Annotated in this window: 1 protein-coding gene and 1 riboswitch; the gene reads right to left on the minus strand. The window is 49.4% G+C overall.

Features of this window, described 5'->3' with window-relative positions; genetic code table 11:
• Positions 1-286 precede the first annotated feature (286 nt).
• Positions 287-1666, minus strand: a complete 1380-nt coding sequence (gene thiC / locus RMO35_RS09880) for a phosphomethylpyrimidine synthase ThiC (protein WP_309740752.1) — start codon at positions 1664-1666, stop codon at positions 287-289.
• A gap of 8 nt (positions 1667-1674) precedes the next feature.
• Positions 1675-1772, minus strand: a riboswitch (TPP riboswitch).
• Positions 1773-1786: the final 14 nt, after the last annotated feature.

Raw genomic sequence — 1786 nt, forward strand, 5'->3', positions numbered from 1 at the left:
CGTAGACCCAAAATCCCGCTTCCGCTCCAAGAGGGGGTCACTTAGTTCAACTCACCCCTACTGGCATAGATCCTTTTAAATCCTACCGGCATCTCAATTAGACAGTTTGCAGGGCAATATTCGTCGAATTGGCGGTCAAAACTTACATGTCTGCACCTTCGATAATTCATTGGAGAGAGGCGATCGATAAATACAAAGTTGATTCGATCGAGCCTACCCGATCGGCTTTAAAAATAACCCGACTTCTTCCAAGAAGTCGGGTCGATCGCATCACTTTTTAACTAACCTAACCGATACTAGAAGGCTCTTTTTCTTTAGCTAAGAACTTCTCTAACTCAGTCAATGCTTCTGCATCAACTTTGGTTTGCATCGGACAGAATTTAGGACCGCACATCGAACAGAACTCAGCAGTTTTGTAGATATCGGCGGGCAGAGTTTCATCGTGATATTCTTTCGCGCGTTCGGGATCGAGGGAAAGTTCAAATTGACGGTTCCAGTCGAAGTTATAACGCGCCTTGGACAGCTCATCATCGCGATCGCGTGCCCCCGGACGGTGACGGGCGATATCGGCAGCGTGAGCGGCAATTTTGTAGGCGATCAGACCATTGCGGACATCTTCAGCATTCGGTAAGCCGAGGTGTTCTTTGGGAGTGACGTAACACAGCATCGCGGTACCGTACCAGCCAGCCATTGCCGCGCCGATCGCGGAGGTGATATGGTCATAACCAGGAGCGATGTCGGTAACGAGTGGCCCTAACACGTAGAAAGGAGCCTCAGAGCACTCTTCCATCTGTTTTTTGACGTTGAACTCGATTTGATCCATCGGGACGTGCCCGGGGCCTTCTACCATCACTTGGATGTCATGTTCCCAAGCGCGACGGGTGAGGTTGCCGAGGGTTTTGAGTTCGGCGAGTTGAGCTTCGTCAGAAGCATCGTGGGTACAACCAGGGCGCAAGGAGTCACCCAAGCTGAAGGACACATCGCATTTTTTGAAGATTTCGATAATGTCATCGAAGTGGGTATAGAGGGGGTTCTGCTTGTGGTGATGCAGCATCCAGCGTGCTAAAATCCCACCGCCACGCGAGACAATTCCCGTCAGGCGATTGCGAACTAGGGGAAGATGTTCGATTAAAATACCCGCATGGATGGTTTGATAGTCAACCCCTTGCTGGGCATGTTTTTCGATGATGTGTAGAAAATCATTGGGGGTGAGATTTTCGACATTACCGTGGACGCTTTCTAAGGCTTGGTAAATCGGTACAGTTCCGATGGGAACGGGTGAATTTTTGATGATTTCGATCCGAATCTCATCTAAATTACCGCCACCAGTGGAAAGATCCATCACGGTATCCGCACCGTATTTGACAGCGAGAATCAGTTTGTCAACCTCATCTTGCATGTTAGAAAAGCTGGGTGATGCGCCGATATTGGCATTCACTTTACAGCTAGATGCAATCCCGATCGCCATTGGTTCGAGATTGGGATGATTGGTATTTGCAGGGATAATCATCCGTCCGCGCGCGACTTCCGATCGAATCAAATCTACAGGAAGACGCTCGCGCTTGGCGACATGGTGCATTTCTTCGGTTTCGACGCCCTGACGCGCATAGTGCATCTGGGAGACATTGGCTTGTCCGCTACGTTTGGCAATCCATTCAGCACGCATATTCAATTTCCTATCATAAACAGCTTCCCTCCGCTGGCATTACCCAGACTCAGGTGCAAGGGTATGTTCTCAGCCCGACTGGTTTCGGACACCCCTAGCTATAGTTGTAAATTCTAACAT

It is taken from the genome of Chamaesiphon sp. OTE_20_metabat_361 (assembly GCF_031364565.1).